Genomic DNA, 17,251 nt, shown 5'->3' on the forward strand with positions numbered 1-17,251 from the left:
TCACGGCAGGCCGCCGCCGGACAGCCGTCGGGCTCAGGCCGTCGGGTCGACCGTGGCCTGGTGGACCTCGGCGAGGTGTTCCTCGGCCTTGAGCCAGGGCAGGAACTGCACGCCCTTGCGCCAGTCGCAGGTGTCGCAGGTCAGCTGCCGCTGGATCCCCGACTTCCGCACATGGACGACATGTTCACGGCCGTGCTGATCCCATCTGCTGACCTTGCTGGTGGTCATGGACGGCATCCGAGCCTCCTGTTGACGCGTGGTCGCGTGTGCCCAGTGTGCAACGGAGCCCCCGGTTCCGTACGAGGAACCGGGGGCTTCGCCGTGGAACCGTGGTGCGTCAGCAGCCCAGCAGTCGGGCGCCGAGGTAGGCCTGGATCTGGTCCAGCGAGACGCGCTCCTGCTTCATGGTGTCGCGCTCGCGCACCGTCACCGCGTTGTCGTCGAGGGTGTCGAAGTCGACGGTGACGCAGAACGGCGTGCCGATCTCGTCCTGCCGACGGTAGCGACGGCCGATGGCACCCGCGTCGTCGAACTCGATGTTCCAGTTCTTCCGCAGGTCGGTGGCGAGGCCCTTGGCCTTCGGCGACAGCTGCGGGTTGCGGGAGAGCGGCAGCACCGCGACCTTGACCGGCGCGAGCCGCGGGTCGAGGCGCATCACGGTGCGCTTCTCCATGACGCCCTTGGCGTTGGGCGCCTCGTCCTCGATGTAGGCGTCGAGGAGGAAGGCGAGCATCGAACGGCCGACACCGGCCGCCGGCTCGATGACGTACGGAGTCCAGCGCTCGCCGGCCTCCTGGTCGAAGAACGACAGGTCCGTGCCGGAAGCGGCGGAGTGGGCCTTGAGGTCGTAGTCCGTGCGGTTGGCGACGCCCTCCAGCTCGCCCCACTCGCTGCCGCCGAAGCGGAAGCGGTACTCGATGTCAGCGGTGCGCTTGGAGTAGTGGGAGAGCTTCTCCTTCGGGTGCTCGAACCACCGCATGTTCTCCTCGCGCAGGCCCAGGTCCGTGTACCAGTTCCAGCGCTGCTCCATCCAGTACTCCTGCCACTGCTCGTCCTCGCCCGGCTTGACGAAGAACTCCATCTCCATCTGCTCGAACTCGCGGGTGCGGAAGATGAAGTTGCCCGGAGTGATCTCGTTCCGGAAGGACTTGCCCATCTGCGCGATGCCGAACGGCGGCTTCTTGCGCGAGGTCTGCTGCACCTGACCGAAGTTGGTGAAGATGCCCTGCGCGGTCTCGGGGCGCAGGTAGGCGACCGAACCGGAGTCCTGGGTCGGGCCGAGGTGCGTGGAGAGCAGACCCGAGAACTGCTTGGGCTCGGTGAAGGTGCCCTTGTTGCCGCAGTTCGGGCAGTTGAGGTCGGCGAGGCCGTTGACGGGCGGCTTGCCGTGCTTCTCCTCGTACGCCTCCTCCAGGTGGTCCGCGCGGAAGCGCTTGTGGCAGGAGGTGCACTCGGTCAGCGGGTCGGTGAACGTGGCGACGTGGCCGGAGGCGACCCACACCTCGGGGGCGAGGATGACCGACGAGTCGATACCGACCACGTCTTCGCGCGAAGTGACCATGTAGCGCCACCACTGGCGCTTGAGGTTCTCCTTGAGCTCAACGCCCAGCGGCCCGTAGTCCCAGGCGGCGCGCTGGCCGCCGTAGATCTCACTGCAGGGGTAGACGAAGCCACGGCGCTTGCTCAGGCTGACGATGGAGTCGATCTTGTCGGCGGCCACGGTGCTCTCTTCATTACGACGACGACGAACGGCGAATGCTTCAGATTACCGGCGGGCACGCCCCCTGGATCAAATCGGTGCGCGGACAGATGGTGAGCAGGGCCTCCCATCGAGTGGTGAGCAGGGCCTCCCATCGAGCTTGTTGACAATCGTTTCCACTTTTGTTGAAAATGAGTGTCATGAACGTACGCCGCCTCATACCCACCGCCGCTGTCGCCGGGGCCGTCGCCCTCGGTCTCACCGCGCTCTCCGCCTGCTCCACCTCCGACGCCGCCGAGAGCAAGAACGGGGACAAGCTGGATGTGGTGGCCTCGTTCTATCCCATGCAGTTCCTGGCCGAGGAGATCGGCGGGACCCATGTCTCGGTCACCACGCTGACCAAGCCGGGCGTCGAGCCGCACGACCTGGAGCTCAGCCCGCGGCAGATCGGCGGGCTCGGCGACGCCGATTACATCCTGTACCTCAAGGGTATCCAGCCCGCCGTCGACGACGCGATCGCGCAGTCCGGGGTCAGGAACTCCGTGGACGCGGCGAAGCTCACCACGCTGGAGGACCACGGCACGGAGACCGGCGGCGACGAACACGGCCATGCGCACGAGGGCGAGGGGGCCGGGGCCGACCCGCACATCTGGCTGGACCCGGTGAAGTACGCCGAGGTCGCCAAGGGGGTCGGAAAGTCCCTGGAGAAGGCCGACCCGAACCACGCCGCGGACTACCGCACCAACACGGACGCCCTGGTCAAGAAGCTCGACGCGCTGAACACGTCGTACAAGAAGGGCCTGAGCGACACCGCCACCAAGACGTTCATCACCACCCACTCCGCCTTCGGGTATCTCGCCGAGCGCTACGGGCTCGTCCAGGAGGGCATCGCCGGCATCGACCCCGAGAGCGAGCCCAGCCCCGCCCGGGTCAAGGACATCCACACCATCGCGGAGAAGAACAAGGCCACCACCGTCTTCTTCGAGACGCTCGCCAGCGACAAGACCGCGAAGACCGTCGCCAGGGACACCGGCCTGAAGACCGACGTCCTCGACCCCCTCGAGGGAATCACCGCCAAGTCCAAGGGCGATAACTACATCGAGGTCATGCAGTCCAACCTCGCCGCGCTCCAGAAGGCGCTCGGCTCGAAGTGACCCACGCAACACTCGCCACAGCAGTATCGGAGACGCTCATGCCCGAGCCCCGGAGCACCAAGCCCGACCCCGTGATCACCCTGCGCGGAGCCACGGCCACGCTCGGCGCGCGCCCCGTACTGCGCGGCATCGATCTCACCGTGCGCCGCGGTGAGGTCGCCGCCCTGCTCGGCGCCAACGGCTCCGGCAAGTCGACCGCTGTCCGGTCCGTCATCGGCCAGGTCCCGCTCACCAGCGGCTCGGTCGAGCTGTTCGGCACCCCGCTGCGCCGCTTCCGTAACTGGGCGCGGATCGGCTACGTACCGCAGCGCACGACGGCGGCGAGCGGCGTCCCTGCCACGATCCGCGAAGTCGTCTCCGCCGGGCGGCTGTCCCGTACGAAGCTGGGTCCGCTGCGCAAGGCGGACCGGGACGCCGTCGACCGGGCCATCGAGCTCGTCGGTCTCGGCGACCGGGCCAAGGACTCGGTGAGCGCCCTCTCCGGCGGGCAGCATCAGCGTGTGCTCATCGCCCGCGCGCTCGCCGCCGAACCCGAGCTGCTGATCATGGACGAGCCGATGGCGGGCGTCGACCTGGCCAGCCAGGAGATCCTCGCCGAGACGCTGCGCGAGCAGGTCGCCACCGGCACCACCGTGCTGCTCGTGCTGCACGAACTGGGCCCGCTGGAGCCCCTCATCGACCGGGCGATCGTGCTGCGCGACGGCTGTGTGATGCACGACGGGCCGCCCCCGAAGGCCCTGGGCCAGCACGCGCTGCCCGGCCACGACCACGTACACCCCCACGCGGCTTCCGAGCCCGCCCGGACGGGACTGCTGACCTGATGACGGAATTCCTCCAGCCCCCCTTCATGCAGCGGGCCCTGCTCGCCGCCGTACTCGTCGGCGTCATCGCCCCCGCCGTCGGCATCTACCTCGTCCAGCGCCGCCAGGCCCTGATGGGCGACGGAATCGGCCATATCGCGATGACCGGGGTCGGCCTCGGCTTCCTGCTCTCCACCAGCCCGGTCTGGATGGCCACGGCCGTCGCCGTCGTCGGCTCGGTCGTCATGGAGCTGGTCCGCTGGTACGGGCGTACGCGCGGCGACATCGCGCTGGCCATGCTGTTCTACGGAGGCATGGCGGGCGGTGTGCTGCTGATCAACCTCTCCGACACCGGCTCCAACGCCAACCTCACCTCGTACCTCTTCGGCTCGCTGTCCACGGTCTCGTCCGAGGACATCACCGCGATCTGTCTGCTGGCCGCCTTCGTGCTGCTGGTGACGCTGGGGCTGCGTCGCCAGCTGTTCGCGGTCAGCCAGGACGAGGAGTTCGCGCGGGTCACCGGGCTGCCGGTACGTGCACTGAATCTGCTGATCGCGGTCACGGCGGCGGTGACCGTCACCGTCGCGATGCGCGTCGTCGGCCTGCTGCTGGTCAGCGCGCTGATGGTGGTGCCGGTCGCGGCCGCGCAGCAGATCTCGAAGTCCTTCAAGGTGACGTTCGTGCTGTCCGTCGTCATCGGTACGGCGGTGACCCTGGCCGGCACCGTGACCTCGTACTACCAGGACGTGCCGCCCGGCGCGACGATCGTGCTGCTGGCCATCGGCGTCTTCGTCGCCCTGACCCTGCTCGCCGCACCGCTGGCCGCACGGCGCGCCCGCCGCAGCGAAACGGCTACGGCCCAGTGCACCCTGGAAGGGAAGACCCCGGACGTACCGGCTGCCCGACCGGCCTCGGACGACGTCCGGGTTTGACCCCGGCACGCGGGCGGACTGGCACAATGGCCCGACACACGTACGGGCGACACGAGGAGGCACCTGTGGCGACGGCGCCGATCAGTGGAACGAACGCATCCCCGGTGCGCGGCCGGTCGACCCGGCAGCGCGCCGCGGTGGCCGCGGCGCTCGACGAGGTGGACGAGTTCCGCAGCGCCCAGGAGCTGCACGATGTCCTCAAGCACCGCGGTGACTCGGTCGGGCTGACCACGGTCTACCGCACCCTGCAGTCCCTCGCCGACGCGGGCGAGGTGGACGTCCTGCGCACCACCGACGGCGAGTCCGTGTACCGGCGGTGCTCGACCGGGGAGCACCACCACCATCTGGTGTGCCGGGTCTGCGGCAAGGCCGTCGAGGTCGAGGGGCCCGCGGTGGAGCAGTGGGCGGCGACGATTGCTTCGCAGCACGGGTTCGTGAACGTGGCACACACGGTGGAGGTCTTCGGGACGTGCGCCGAGTGCGCGGCGCTGCCGGAGAGTTGAGCGGTACGCGGTACGGGCGGGCGGTGCTCTACGGAGCGCCGCCCGCCCGTGCGTTGTGGTGATGGCCGCCGGTGGGTCAGACGGTGCGGAACGCCAGCACGACGTTGTGGCCGCCGAAGCCGAAGGAGTTGTTGAGCGCCGCGATCCGGCCGTCGGGCAGGGGGCGGGGCTCGTCGCGGACGATGTCGGCGTCGATCGCCGGGTCGGGGTCGTCGACGTTGATGGTCGGCGGGGCGAGCCGGTGGTGCAGGGCGAGCACGGTGGCGATCGTCTCCACACCGCCGGCGCCGCCGACCAGATGGCCGGTCATGGACTTGGTGGCCGATATCGCGAAGTGGTCGGTGTGGTCGCCGAAGAACCGGCGCAGCGCCCTGATCTCGGCGACGTCGCCGAGCGGGGTGGAGGTGGCGTGCGCGTTGATGTGCGCGATCTCGGCGGGCTCGAGGCCGGTGGAGTCCATCAGGGACCGCAGTGCGGCGGATATGCCGCGGCCCGTCGGCTCCGGCTGGGTGATGTGGTGGCTGTCGGAGGAGATGCCCTCGCCGAGGGCCTCGGCGTAGACCCTGGCACCGCGCCGGGCGGCGTGCTCGGCGGACTCCAGGACGACGAGGCCCGCGCCCTCGCCCAGGACGAAGCCGTCGCGCCCGGTGTCGAAGGGCCGTGAGGCGCCGGCCGGGTCGTCGTTGTTCTTGGACATCGCCATCATGTTGCCGAAGGCGGCAAAGTTCAGTGGGTGCACCGCCGCCTCGGTGCCGCCGGCGACGACGACGTCGGCGCGGCCACTGCGGATCATGGTGATGGCGTAGCCGATGGCCTCGGCGCCGGAGGCGCAGGCGCTCACGAAGGTGTGGACCCCGGCGCGGGCGCCGACTTCGAGGCTGATGTGGGCCGACGAGGTGTTGGGCATCATCATCGGGATCGTGTGCGGGGAGACCTTGCGGGCTCCCTGCGTCTTGAGGATGTCGTACTGCTGCAGCATGGACGTCACCCCGCCCACCGCGGTGGCGACCACGACACCGAGACGGTCGGGGTCGACCGGCTCGTCCTCGCCCGCCCGGCCCTTGAATCCGGCGTCCTCCCACGCCTCGCGGGCCGCGATGAGGGCGAACTGGGCCGCGCGGTCGAGCCTGCGCGCCTGGGCGGGCAGGAAGATCTCCGTGGGCTCCACTGCGATCTCGGCGGCGATGCGCACCGGGAGTTCCTCGGCCCATTCGTGCGTGAGCCGGCGGACGCCGGAGCGCCCGGCGAGCAGGGCGTCCCAGGTCGAGGTGGTGTCGCCCCCGAGGGGCGTGGTCGCGCCCATGCCGGTGACCACTACAGTGCGGTTGTTCTTTTCCACAGAAATCGATCTCCACGTCTTGAATTGCGCGGCCTCGAGTGCGCTGCTCGAAGGGCACGGCCTGGGGTGCGAGACTTGTTCCGGCTCTCTCTGGTCCTTACCGGTTCTCCGGCACGACCACATGGTCAGAAATGGCGCATGAGCGCGGTTTCTCCTCCTCCGTCCACAGCTGCTTCGACAACTGATTCCTCAGCTGATTCCACGGCTTCGAACGTGTGGAGCGGAATGGGGAATCCTCTCTGGGCATGTACCCGGTGGTGCGGAATGGAGTTGTCCCGGCCCTCGGCGGTCGCGATTTCCCTGGATATGCGTACGGCCGTCGCCAGTAAGGGCCCGACGCATTGCGGGCCGCCGGCACCGGCGAGATCCGTCACCACGGACAGGGACGCGACGACGGCCCCGCCGCGGTCCCGCAGCGGGGCGGCGACCGCGAAGGTACGCCGCTCCGTCCGGAAGTCGCCCGCGGCGTAGCCCCAGCGCCTGACCCGGCCGACGATCCTGCGCAGAACCAGGGGATCGGCCGGCCCCCCTTGCGTGTGCCGGGTCAGCGCGCGGGCGAGGAAGTCCTCCTGCACTTCGGAGCTCGCGTAGGCGAGCAGGACGTTGCCCGATGCCGTGGTGTGCAGGGGGAACCGATCGCCGACGATCATCGGAGCCACGCGCACCGGGCCGCCCCAGCCGAGACTCTCCAGCCAGATTCCCTCGGCGCCTTCACGCACCGACAGGTTCACCATGGCTTTCGTCTTCTCGTGGAGTCGCAGCATGTGCGACATCGCCGCCGCGCGCAGCACGCGGTGCCTCGGCGCGTGCGCGGCGAGTTCCCACAGCCGGAGCCCGATGGTGTATCTGCTCCCTTCCACCCGTTCCAGGCCCCCCAGGGAAACGAGCTTTGTCGCCATGCGGTGGGCCGTCGCCACGGGAAGGCCGGAAAGGCGGCTGATATCGCTCACCGACAGCGAGTGGTCCCTGCCGCTGAAAACACCGAGAACACTGAAAGCGCGCTCGACGACCGAGCGATTTTCCGTGGTGTTGCGGATTTCCATCCGTAGTGCCTCGCTTTCACCTGGTGCACCTTGATGCACTGCGATCCCCCGATGCGACAAACAAGACCCTCACAGACGTGGAGCAATTGTGAAGGTCACTCCGGTGACACCGAGGAAGCCAGCGCCCGAACGACTACGTCACCCGCCCGTCCGGCGACGGCACGAGGGCCGTCGCCGGACGGGCGGGTGATCGCCAGGGGCCGGCCGTCTTACGGACCGACCGTCACCCCGGGTGCCGTACGGGCCGCGTGACGGGACGTCCGGCCCCGGCCCCGCAACCGTGCCGGGTCACTGCTGCGGCAGGTCGCGGCGCGGGTGCCGGGGGCGCAGCGAGGGGTCGACCGCGGGGATGCCCACTCTGAAGAAGACCAGTGGGCGTTCGCCGTCCTCCGCCCCGCACAGGGCCGCGAGGTCCCCGACGGTGCGCGGGCAGTCGATGACATGGCTCTGGGGGTGGACGTAGATCCCCTGCCGGAGGAGGTCCAGCCAGAGGCGGGTGACCAGGCGTCCGGCCGCCACCTCCTGTGCCGTGTCCTCGCCCTTGCCCAGGATCACCAGGACGACGCCGTCACCGGCGGTCGCGCTTGAGGAGAGCGGGGTGAGGAGGCGCGGCAGCCCCAGCGGGCGCAGTGCCCGGTAGACGGCCGGGGAGAAGAGCAGTCCCATGAGGAAGCACTCCACCCGGTTCAGTACCAGCATGACGTCGTTCAGACCGTCGCTGTGGTATTTGGGGTGACGGGGGCTCAGCCGCGTCCACGCCATCAGTTCTTCGGCGATCCCTGGATCGCCGAAGAACCAGTGGTAGGCGCGGACGAGCAGCGGCCTGGCCGCGGCCGTGCTGATCGCGGCCACCCGGAAGCCCGCCGCGCGGGCGGTCTCCTGCGCGGCCCCGATCGCCTTCGTGTCGACCTGCTGCGGCTTCCAGGCGCCGCGCCAGACCCGGCGGCCGGCGATGTCGGACGTCCGGAAGCCGGTGACGTACGGCCGGACGGCCGGCCGCAGCCGGCCCACGCGCCGGGTCTCGGTGTCGAGGTCGAGCTCGAAGTCGACGGCGATGCCCTGCTCGGCCGCGGCTATGAGCAGGCTCTCGACGTACGTGCCCAGCGACAGCCGCAGATCGCGGTGGGCCGGGTCGCTCGGTCCCAGCGCGTCCTCGGCGCGCCAGCCCACCTCGACGCGGTCGGTGCCGGGACGGAGCTCCCAGGGCTGGGTGTTGTGCGCGTTCGCCGCCCGGGCCGCCTCGACGGCGACCTCTCTCAGCCGGTCCAGGGACGTGGTCGTGTTCTCGGGGCTCGTCACGCTCTGACTCCGTCCTTGTGACGCCGGTCCTCGGCCGCGCCGGTGGCCGCGACGGTGGCGGCGGCCGATTCCTCGGCCGACTCACGGATACCGAAGCGGACGTGAACGCTCCGCAGCCAGGAGGGGGCCCACCAGCTGATGCGGCCGGTGGCCCGCAGCGACGCCGGTACGAGCGCGCCGCGCACCAGGACGGCGTCGATGAGGATCGCCAGGCCGGTGGCGGCGCCGTACAGCTTGATCAGGGAGACACCCGAGGTGAGCATCGCGAAGAAGGAGACCGCGAGGATGGCCGCGGCCGCGGTGATCACCGGTCCGCTCGCCCCGAGGCCGTCGCGGACGGCGGTGGCCAGGTCGCCGGAGCGCTCGTAGTGCTCCTTGATCCGGGAGATCAGGAAGACCTCGTAGTCCATCGACAGTCCGAAGGCGATGCAGAAGACCAGGACCGGCATGGAGACGGCGAGCGGCGAGGGGGTGAAGCCGAGAGCGCCGGAGAGGTTTCCGTCCTGGAAGATCCAGACCGTCACGCCGAGGATCGAGACCAGGCTGAGGAGGTTGAGCAGCAGCGCCCTGATCGGCTGCACCACACTGCCGGTGAGCAGGAAGAGGAACAGGAGGCTGAAGACCACGATCAGGACGAGGGCGATCGGCAACTTGTCGGCGATGGACCGGTTGATGTCGGTGACCTGCGCCGCCTGGCCGCCGACAAGCACGCGGTTACCGGCCGGGGGGGTGATGTCCCGTACGTCGCGGGCGAGTTGGGAGCCCTCGGAGGAGTACGGGGCCACGTCCGTCTGGACCTGGAGCCAGGTCGCGGTGCCGTTGTCGAAGCGGGCCACCTGGGCCGCCGGCAGGGGGCTGACCTTGGCGCCCTTCTCGAAGACGCCCGCGGCGCTGACGACCTTGGTCACCTCGTCCGTACGGGACAGGGCGGTGGCGTACGTCGCGAGGCCGGCGTCGGAGCCCTTCCAGTTCTGGGCGACGACGTTGAGCGCGTGCTCGTCACCGGTGCCGAAGTCTTTGCGCAGCGCCTCGGCCACGACCCGGCTCTCGCTCTCCTTCGGCAGCACCCGCTCGTCAGGGACGCCGAACTGGGAGTGGCCGAAAGGCAGGGCGATGGCGATGAGCAGGATCACGACGGGCGTGGCGAGCAGCAGCGGCTTGCGGAACGCGAGGCCGGCGATGCGGCCCCAGGTGGTGTTCGCGGCGGGCTTCGGGGCGGTCCGCCGGGCCCAGCCCAGGGCGTCGATCTTGTCGCCGAGCAGGACGAGGGCCGGGGGCAGGAGCAGGAGGGCGCCGCCGACGGACAGCAGGACCACCGAGATGCCGGCGAAGGCGAAGGAGCGCAGGAAGTACTGGTCGAAGACCAGCAGGGTGGCGAGGGCGGCGCCGACGACGCCACCGCTGACGAACACGGTGCGGCCCGCGGTCGCGCGGGTGACGCGCAGCGCGTCGGCGTTGTTGCGGCCGGCGGCGCGCTCCTCGCGGTAGCGGGTGACGATCAGCAGGCTGTAGTCGACCGCCAGACCGAGGCCGAGCGCGGTGATGAGGTTGACCCCGAAGACCGAGACGTCGGTGAATCGGGAGAGGACGTTGAGGATGCCCATCGAGCCGACCACGGTGAGCACCGCGAGCAGCAGCGGGAGCAGCGCCGCGATCACGCCGCGGAACACGAGTATGAGCAGCAGCAGAGTCAGCGGGATCGCGATGGTCTCCGCGGCGACGATGTCCTTCTCGATCTGCGCGTTCATGTCGTTGTTGACGGCGTTGATGCCGCCGAAGGACACCGCCACGGCGCCGTCCGGGTCGGACAGCTCCTCGTGGAGCTTCTTGGTGGTCTTGAGGCTCTCGTTCTCGTCACCGTTGATCCGGACCAGGACCAGCCCCGCGTCGCCGGAGCGCAGCGCCGGCTCGGGGGTGTCGAAGTAGGAGGCGACGACCCGGGCGCCGGAGTCGTCGCCGATCGTCTTGACGACCCTGTCGGCGGCGGCGTGCGCCTCGGAACTGTCGACCCCGCCCTTGGTGTCCTTGATCAGGACCAACAGGTTGGGCTGGCTAGCCGGGAAGGAGTGCTCCAGCGCCGAGGCGGCGGCCACGGAGTCGGAGTCGGGGTTGTCGAACCCGCCGGACTTGAGGTTCTCGAGCACACCTGCGCCGGCCGCGCCGGTGATGATCAGGAACAGCAGTCCGGCGAGCAGTGTGAACCACGGGCCGCGTCGGCTCTGCCGACCGCTTTGGGGTGGCACCGAAGTGGTCACCATGGGAGGTCCTTTCGTCTTTCTCTGATGGTTCGTCCGATGCCTGTCCGGGCTCTGCCGAGTGCTGTCGGGCCCCATCGGTGCTTGGGGGTGCGGAGGTACTGGGCGTTGCGTCGAGGAGCACGGCTCGTCCCCTGCGGGACACACCTGTTGATGAGCCGGCCTCGAGTCAGAATGATGCTCCCATTCGAGAGCACTGATCTGGACATGAAGCAGCGTTATCGTTGAGTGAACACTGATTCGAGAACACTGCTCCGATTGTTAAGCAGTGATCCAAATAGTGGCCATGGGGCAAACTTGAGGACGTGAGCGTGATCCGAGGAGCCAAGGAAAGGACCCGTGCCGAGGTCGGGTCTGCCATCAAGGAGGGGGCCAGGTGCCAGCTCGCGACCGAGGGGGCGGCGCGGCTGTCGCTGCGGGCGGTCGCCCGCCCGTGAGCTGGGACTGGCACCGTCGGCGGTCTATCGCCACTTCCCGAATCGCGACGATCTCCTCACGGCCCTCATCGTCGGCGCGTACGACGCCCTCGGCGCCGCAACCGGGACCGCGCTCGCGGACGCCGGGACGGCGGATCCGCTGCGGAGCTGGACGGCGGTCTGCCGGGCGATCCGGGACTGGGCTCTCGCCCGTCCGCACGAGTACGCCCTGATCTACGGCTCGCCCGTCCCCGGGCACGACGCCCCGCCGGACACCGTCGGCCCCGCCTCGCGCGTCACTCTCGCCCTGGTCGGCGTCGTGGAGGCGGCCGAAGCGGCCGGTGCGCTCGCCCCCTTCCCCGGGAGCGGGCGGCAGGACGAGGGGATCAGCGCCGACGCCCGGCGGCTCTTCCAGGACCTCGGCCGCGCGATTCCGCTGACGGCCGCGGTCCGGCTGGTGGCCGTCTGGGCGCAGCTCTTCGGGCTGGTCAGCTTCGAGGTGTTCGGGCGGTTCGACCGGATCATCGACGCCCGTGACGACGTGTTCGACCGGGCGGTGCTCGACCTGGCACACCAGGCCGGCCTGCGCCCCACCGGCACCGGATCGGCCGCCGGATCCGCCGCCGGCCGGTAGCCGTACAGGCCCGGTGCAGCCCCGGCCGATGGATGCACCGCCCCGGCCGGCCCGGACGCCGGGGCGGCAATCCGGGGCGGCAATACCCTACGGACATCCCCGGGACACACGCGCCGACAGGCCGATGTCTTCCCTTTACACCGTGTTCATTCCACTGAGCGAAAAGGCATGTCGCCGACTCTCCACGCTTGCCGAAATCTGAAGGTGCGGCGCGAAGTTGACGCCTGGCGGGATCTTGACGTTTCGTCAATACGGGCTTCTGGGCTACCTGTTACCTCGAATGTGCCTGTATGACCTGCCATTCATCAGTTTCTGATGCCGCGTCATGCAATCCATCGATATCGGATCGGGGTATCAGCTGTGACTGGTATAGCCATCGTCGGCATGTCGTGCCGCTTTCCCGGCGCCGGGGACCTCCATGAGTTCTGGCAGATGACCGTCAACGCCGAGCCACAGTTCGCAGGGGTGCCCGAATCGCGCTGGGATCACTCCAAATACCACAGACCGGGCGATTTCCGGGAGCCGCACAGCACGTACACCGACAAGGTGGCCTTCCTCCCGGCCATCGACCAGTTCGCCCCCTCCCACTACGGCGTGCCGCCGCGCCGGGCGAAGGCCATGGATCCCCAGCAGCGGCTCTTCGTCGACCTCGCCCGGGAGGCCCTGCAGGACGCCGGCTGGGAGCGCGGGTCCTTCGACCGTGCGAGGACCGGCGTGTTCGCCGGAGTGTCCTCGACCGACTACCGCGACGCGACCTTCGCGAGGATCAACGCCAGGCTCCTCGCGGACGGTTCGTTCCATGCCGGCGAGGACGATCCCGAGCTCCGGGCGGGCCTGGAGGAGGCCGCCGGGTCGGCGGTCATGCCCGTGGGGCCGTTCTCCGTCTCCGGCGTCATCGGCAACATGGTGCCGGCCGCCGTGAGCGAGGTGTTCGACCTCGGCGGCCCCTCGTACGCCGTCGATGCGGCCTGCTCCTCCGCGCTGGTGGCGCTGGACACGGCGGTGCGAAGCCTGCGGTCGGGAGGGTGCTCGGTCGCCCTCGTCGGCGGTGTCTTCGTCAACTTCACGCCCAACGCGATGATCGGCTTCTCCCGGGCCGGCGCGCTCTCCCGGGACGGCGTGTGCCGGCCGTTCGACGAGCGGGCGGACGGCTTCGTGCTCGGCGAGGGCGGCGGCTTGCTGGTGCTCCGTCCGCTGGCGGACGCCCTGGCGGCCGGCGACCGGGTCTACGCCGTCGTGAGCGGCGTCGGCACCGCCAACGACGGCCGCGGCGGCGGCCCGATGACGCCGCAGATCCAGGGACAGCTCGCCGCGCTACGCGCCGCCTACAAGGACGCCGGGGTGGCGCCCGGGGCGATCGACCTGCTGGAGGCCCACGGCACCGGCACCCCGGTCGGCGACCGCACCGAGATGGAGGCGATGCGCCTGCTGCGCGACGAGGCGGGCCGGACCCGGCCCTGCTACGTCACCTCGTCCAAGGCCCTCATCGGCCACACCCTCTCCGCGGCCGGCGCGGCTGGGCTCGTACGGGCCGCCCTGGCCCTTCACCACGGTGTCGTACCGCCGCAGCCCGCCGAGCACCGCGTCAACCCCGAGCTGCGGCTCGACGAGTCGGGGCTGCGCCTGGCCACCGCGCCGCAGGAGTGGCCTCAGGGCGAGGTGCGCCGGGCCGGAGTGAGCTCGTTCGGCTTCGGCGGCACGAATGTCCACGCCGTCCTCGAAGGCGCGCCGCTCCCCGAGCCCGCGCCCGCCCCGGGGCAGCCCGCACGGGAGGACGAGCCGTGGCTGTTCCTCCTGTCTGCCGGCTCGGTGCCGCAACTGGCCCGGCACGCCCGGAAGATCCGCGACGTCGTCGCCGCGTCCGCCGCGGAACCCGCCGCGGTGGCCCGCACCCTGGCCGTCCGCGAACTGCTCGCCGCCCGCCTCTCCTTCGTCGCCGCCACGCGACAGGAGCTCCTCGACCGGCTCGACCTGGCCGCCCTGCGGCTGGCGGAGGGCACCACCGGCGAGCTGGCCCCCGGTGTCCATGCCGCGGCCAAGCCGCTGCCCGAAGCGGAACGGAAGGTCGCCTTCGCCTTCCCCGGGCAGGGGGCGCAGCGGCCGGGGATGCTCGCGGACCTGGCCCGGCGCTTCCCGGCGCTGGCCCGACGCGCCGAGGAACTGACCGCCGTGATCGCCGAGGAGTCAGCGGAGCTCCCCGCGCACCTGCCCGGCCTGCTGTGGGCGGAGCACGCGTCCGAGGACGACAAAGCGATGGCGGCCCTCACGGTCACGGACCTGTGCCAGCCCGCGCTCGGCATCAGCGGGGTCGCCACCGCCGAGCTGCTGGCCGCCTGCGGTGTCGTCCCCTCCCTCGCCGTCGGGCACAGCGTCGGCGAGTTCCCGGCGGCGGTCGCGGCCGGTGCGATCGGGGCGGACGAGACGGTCCGGTTCATGGCCCGGCGGGGCGCGGCGCTCGCCGCCGCCGTACCGGCCGGCACCGGTGTGATGCTCGCCGTCCAGGCGACGCACGAGAAGGCGGAGAAGCTCGCCGCCGACGTGGACGGGGTCTGGCCCGCCTGCTACAACCACGAACACCAGGTGGTGTTCAGCGGCGGCGAGGCGGCCGTGGAGCGGCTGCGCGAACACTGCGCGGAGCGCGGCGTCGCGGCGGTGCGGCTGCAGGTGTCGCACGCCTTCCACTCACCGCTGGTGGCCGCGGCCGACAAGGCGGTGGCCCACCACATCGCGGCCCTCCCGCTCGTGGCGCCCGCCCATGCCTTCGTCTCCAGCGTCAGCGGCCGGGGGTGCGACGAGCCGCAGGAGATCCGGGACCTGTGGGCCCGGCACAACAGCGTCCCCGTGCGCTTCAGCGACGCCGTCACCTCGGTGACGGACGCCGGGGCCCGCTTCCTGGTGCAGATCTACGGCGGCGACTCGCTGCTGCGGATGGCCCGGCGCATCCCGGCCGCCGAGGCGCTGGACGTCGTGCCGCTCACCATGAGCCGGCCGGACGGCGCGCGGGCCTTCCTGACGGGGCTGGGCCGGCTCGCCGTGGCCGGTGTGCCGGTGGATCCCGCCCCGCTCTTCCCGGCGGACGCCCCACCGCTGCTGTCGCTTCCGGCGTCGCCCCTGGAGACGTCGTCGTTCACGATCCTCAAGGGAACGGGCCGGAAGCAAACCGCCGACGCCCCGGCGCCTGCCGCCTCCGTGGCCGAGGTCCCGGCCGCTGCCCCGGTCGTCGTCCGGTCCGCGTCCACAACGACCGTGCCGTACCGCTCCACGGTCACCCACACGTCCGCCGCCTCCTCCTCCGCCCACTCGAACGGTGAATCGAGCATGAGCAGCCTTATCTCGTTCCTCCACGCCCAGGTGAATCTGCTGCAGTCGTTCGACGCCGCGGTCGACGGCCCGGTACCGAACGGTGCGTCGGCGACCGTGACCGCCGGTAGGTACCCGGTCCCGGTGCCGTCGGCCGCCGTCCCCGCGGCCGACGCGCCGGCCGGCCCGGTGGCCGTCGTGGACGCCCCGGAGGCCCCCGCCGTCGCGACCGCAGAGACCGCGGACGTGGTGACTTCCCGCGTGCTCTCCGCGATAGCCAAGATCAGTGCGTACTCCGAGGACTTCCTGCAGCCGGGGCATGTGTTCGCCACCGACCTCGGCTTCGACTCGATCATGCTCGCCGAGCTCGCCGCGGGCCTGCGCAGGCAGTGGCCGGACATCGAGGTGCAGACCTCGGACGTGGTCAAGATCAGCACCGTCGGCGAGCTGATCACAACGGTCCAGGAGCTCCTCGGCACCGCTCCGGCAGCCCCCGCACCGGCACCGGCACCCATCGAGGCCCCCGCCGTAACCTCCGTGCCCGAGCCACGTGCTGAAGCCGTCCCCTCGCCGGACCGCACCGCGACCGGTGATGTCAGGGCCCTGCCCGAGGTCGTCGCCACGCTCGAACGCTCGCGCATGTACGAGCACTTCGGCGTCCGCAACCCCTACTACCTTCCGCACGAGGGCACGATCCGGGACGTCACCCGGGTCGAGGGCACCGAACTGATCTCGTTCTCCAGCTACAACTACCTGGGCCTGTCCGGCCATCCGGCCGTCGCCAAGGCCGTGACCAAGGCGGTCAAGCAGTACGGCAGCTCGGTGTCGGCCGCCCGAATCCTGTCCGGCAACCGTCCGCTGCACGAGGAGCTCGACCGGGGCCTCGCCCGCCTCGTCGGCGCCCAGGACGCCGTCACGCTGGTCAGCGGCCACGCCACCAACGTCACCGTCATCGGCCACCTGGTGGGCCCCGAGGACCTGATCCTGCACGACGCGCTCGCCCACGACAGCATCATCCAGGGCTGCCAGCTCTCGGGGGCGAGCCGCCAACCGTTCCCGCACAACGACGTCACCGCCCTGGACCGGATCCTGCACCAGGTGCGCGACCGCTACCGCCGGGTTCTGATCGTGGTCGAGGGCGTGTACAGCATGGACGGCGACATCGCCGACCTGCCCGCCCTGATCGCCGTCAAGCAGCGGCACGCGACGCTGCTGATGGTGGACGAGGCCCACAGTATCGGCGTGATGGGCAAGACGGGCGGCGGCATCGGCCAGCACTGGGGCGTCGACGCCGACGACGTCGACGTGTGGATGGGCACCCTGTCCAAGTCACTGGCGAGCTGCGGCGGTTACGTGGCCGGCCGGCACGAGCTGATCGAGCACTTCCGGTACACCCTCCCCGGCTTCATCTACAGCGCAGGCCTCACCCCACCGAACACCGCCGCCTCCCTGGCCGCGCTGCAGGTGATCCAGGAGGAGCCCGAGCGGCTTGACCGGCTCCACCAGCGCTCGGCCCTGTTCCTGCGGCTCTCCGCGGCGGCCGGGATCGACGTCGGCACCAGCGAGGGCACGCCGGTCGTGCCGTGCATCACAGGCGACTCGGAGAAGGCGCTCAAGCTCGCCGACCGGCTCTACCAGCGGGGCATCAGCGCCAACCCGATCCTGCACCCGGCGGTCGAGGAGCGGCTGGCCCGGCTCCGGTTCTTCGTCACCTCCGAGCACACCGAGGAGCAGATCGAGTACACGGTGAAGGTCATGGCCGAGGAGCTGGCGAAGTCGGCCTGACCCCGTCGGCGTACGGAGCGAGCGGACCGAGGCACCCGGGTGCCTCGGGGCCCCCGCAGACCCCCGGGGCAAACAAAAGGAAAAAACAAACA

Annotated in this window: 11 protein-coding genes and 1 pseudogene; 6 read left to right on the forward strand and 6 right to left on the reverse strand. The window is 70.5% G+C overall.

Annotated features, from left to right (window positions below):
* Positions 1 to 33 precede the first annotated feature (33 nt).
* Together ACWCP8_RS29765 and ACWCP8_RS29770 are read right to left on the reverse strand one after the other, a co-directional pair.
* The gene (locus ACWCP8_RS29765; protein WP_352262006.1) at positions 34 to 237 is read right to left on the reverse strand and encodes a hypothetical protein; all 204 of its coding nucleotides are present in this window, start codon (positions 235 to 237) and stop codon (positions 34 to 36) included.
* Positions 238 to 337: 100 nt separating this feature from the next.
* Positions 338 to 1,720 carry a glycine--tRNA ligase gene (locus tag ACWCP8_RS29770; protein WP_267005274.1) on the reverse strand — a complete coding sequence of 461 codons (1,383 nt, stop codon included), beginning with the start codon at positions 1,718 to 1,720 and terminating at the stop codon, positions 338 to 340.
* Between the two features lie 179 nt (positions 1,721 to 1,899).
* Here ACWCP8_RS29770 and ACWCP8_RS29775 point away from each other — a divergent pair, with 179 nt between their 5' ends.
* The 4 genes from ACWCP8_RS29775 to ACWCP8_RS29790 all read left to right on the forward strand — a co-directional run bounded on the left by ACWCP8_RS29775 (position 1,900) and on the right by ACWCP8_RS29790 (position 5,088).
* Entirely contained in the window at positions 1,900 to 2,853 is a 954-nt protein-coding gene (locus tag ACWCP8_RS29775) for a metal ABC transporter substrate-binding protein (protein ID WP_451119175.1), read from the forward strand.
* Positions 2,854 to 2,891: 38 nt separating this feature from the next.
* Positions 2,892 to 3,674, forward strand: a complete 783-nt coding sequence (locus ACWCP8_RS29780; RefSeq protein ID WP_326603652.1) for a metal ABC transporter ATP-binding protein — start codon at positions 2,892 to 2,894, stop codon at positions 3,672 to 3,674.
* Positions 3,671 to 4,585 (forward strand): metal ABC transporter permease, encoded by a 915-nt coding sequence (locus tag ACWCP8_RS29785; RefSeq protein ID WP_267008108.1) that lies wholly within the window; start codon positions 3,671 to 3,673, stop codon positions 4,583 to 4,585. Before ACWCP8_RS29780 ends, ACWCP8_RS29785 begins: the two co-directional genes overlap by 4 nt.
* Positions 4,586 to 4,650: 65 nt before the next feature.
* Positions 4,651 to 5,088: a Fur family transcriptional regulator gene (locus ACWCP8_RS29790; protein WP_352262010.1), complete on the forward strand. Its 438-nt coding sequence runs from the start codon at positions 4,651 to 4,653 to the stop codon at positions 5,086 to 5,088.
* A 76-nt stretch (positions 5,089 to 5,164) separates the two neighbouring features.
* Here ACWCP8_RS29790 and fabF read toward each other — a convergent pair whose 3' ends face one another.
* From fabF to ACWCP8_RS29810, 4 genes are all read right to left on the reverse strand, one after another.
* Entirely contained in the window at positions 5,165 to 6,427 is a 1,263-nt protein-coding gene (gene fabF, locus ACWCP8_RS29795; RefSeq protein WP_451119178.1) for a beta-ketoacyl-ACP synthase II, read from the reverse strand.
* Positions 6,428 to 6,552: 125 nt separating this feature from the next.
* Positions 6,553 to 7,470, reverse strand: a complete 918-nt coding sequence (locus ACWCP8_RS29800) for an IclR family transcriptional regulator (RefSeq protein ID WP_451119180.1) — start codon at positions 7,468 to 7,470, stop codon at positions 6,553 to 6,555.
* Positions 7,471 to 7,758: 288 nt separating this feature from the next.
* Positions 7,759 to 8,769: a hypothetical protein gene (locus ACWCP8_RS29805; protein WP_451119182.1), complete on the reverse strand. Its 1,011-nt coding sequence runs from the start codon at positions 8,767 to 8,769 to the stop codon at positions 7,759 to 7,761.
* Positions 8,766 to 11,027, reverse strand: a complete 2,262-nt coding sequence (locus ACWCP8_RS29810; RefSeq protein WP_451119184.1) for an MMPL family transporter — start codon at positions 11,025 to 11,027, stop codon at positions 8,766 to 8,768. Before ACWCP8_RS29810 ends, ACWCP8_RS29805 begins: the two co-directional genes overlap by 4 nt.
* A gap of 302 nt (positions 11,028 to 11,329) precedes the next feature.
* Here ACWCP8_RS29810 and ACWCP8_RS29815 point away from each other — a divergent pair.
* Together ACWCP8_RS29815 and ACWCP8_RS29820 are read left to right on the forward strand one after the other, a co-directional pair.
* Positions 11,330 to 12,074, forward strand: a pseudogene (locus tag ACWCP8_RS29815) (TetR/AcrR family transcriptional regulator).
* A 360-nt stretch (positions 12,075 to 12,434) separates the two neighbouring features.
* Positions 12,435 to 17,159 carry an aminotransferase class I/II-fold pyridoxal phosphate-dependent enzyme gene (locus ACWCP8_RS29820; RefSeq protein ID WP_451119186.1) on the forward strand — a complete coding sequence of 1,575 codons (4,725 nt, stop codon included), beginning with the start codon at positions 12,435 to 12,437 and terminating at the stop codon, positions 17,157 to 17,159.
* Positions 17,160 to 17,251 lie beyond the last annotated feature (92 nt).

The organism is Streptomyces sp. NPDC002206 (genome assembly GCF_053593595.1).

Coding starts and splice junctions, on each gene's coding strand:
- ACWCP8_RS29765 (WP_352262006.1), bottom strand. CDS start 237: ATGCCGTCCATGACCACCAGCAAGGTCAGCAGATGGGATCAGCACGGC.
- ACWCP8_RS29775 (WP_451119175.1), top strand. CDS start 1,900: ATGAACGTACGCCGCCTCATACCCACCGCCGCTGTCGCCGGGGCCGTC.
- ACWCP8_RS29780 (WP_326603652.1), top strand. CDS start 2,892: ATGCCCGAGCCCCGGAGCACCAAGCCCGACCCCGTGATCACCCTGCGC.
- ACWCP8_RS29800 (WP_451119180.1), bottom strand. CDS start 7,470: ATGGAAATCCGCAACACCACGGAAAATCGCTCGGTCGTCGAGCGCGCT.
- ACWCP8_RS29810 (WP_451119184.1), bottom strand. CDS start 11,027: ATGGTGACCACTTCGGTGCCACCCCAAAGCGGTCGGCAGAGCCGACGC.